1 protein-coding gene is annotated in these 856 nt (G+C 67.6%); it reads left to right on the top strand.

Annotation, left to right across the window (positions count from 1 at the left end; genetic code table 11):
• Window positions 1-46: 46 nt before the first annotated feature.
• Window positions 47-834 (top strand): IS5 family transposase gene (locus tag H5J33_RS36490; protein WP_309485586.1). Its coding sequence is split into 2 segments (ribosomal slippage): window positions 47-386 and window positions 386-834, totalling 789 coding nucleotides; the frame shifts between segments, so codons are not numbered across the junction.
• The last annotated feature ends 22 nt before the right edge of the window (window positions 835-856 follow it).

Here is an 856-nt window from a genome sequence, read left to right as displayed (position 1 = left end):
TTACAGGTGATCTCATTTGGTTGGGTAGGCTGCTGCCGTGGTGGGGATCGTTGAGCGGCTGGTGCCGGATGAGTTGTGGGAGCTGTTCCAGCGGGTGGTGCCGGAGGCGCCGTCGCGGCCGCAAGGTGGCGGCCGGCGTCGCCACGGCGACCGTGAGGTGCTGGCCGCGATCGTGTTCGTGGCGACCTCGGGCTGCACGTGGCAGCAGTTGCCGACGGCCTCATTCGGCCCGTCAGGCGCGACGGCCCACCGCCGCTTCACCGAATGGACGAAGGCCCGGGTGTGGGCCAAGCTCCACCGCCTGGTCCTCGACGAACTCGGCTCTCGCGGCGACCTGGACTGGTCGCGGTGCGCGATCGACTCGGTCGGCATGCGGGCCCTGAAAAGGGGGACCTGACAGGTCCGAACCCTGTCGACCGGGGCAAGTACGGCTCGAAGATCCATCTGATCACCGAGCGAACCGGTCTGCCCCTGTCCGTCGGGATCTCCGGCCCCAACATCCACGACAGCCAGGCCCTGGTACCCCTCGTGAAGGGCATACCCCCGATCCGCTCCCGCCGCGGCCCCCGTCGGCGAAGGCCCGCCAAACTCCACGGCGACAAGGGATACGACTACCGTCACCTGCGGCAATGGCTGGCCCAGCGAGGCATCCAGCACCGCATCGCGCGCAAAGGAACCGATACCTCACAGCGACTCGGCCGACATCGCTGGACCATCGAACGGACCATGGCCTGGCTCGCCGGCTGCCGCCGACTCCACCGCCGCTACGAACGCAAAGCCGAGCACTTCCTCGCCTTCACCAGCCTTGCCTGCACCCTCATCTGCTACCGCTGACTCGCCAAATGAGATGACCTGT

It is taken from the genome of Streptomyces sp. WELS2 (assembly GCF_013870595.1).
Classification (GTDB): Bacteria; Actinomycetota; Actinomycetes; order Streptomycetales; family Streptomycetaceae; genus Streptomyces.
This window is presented reverse-complemented; position numbering and strand designations above follow the sequence as displayed.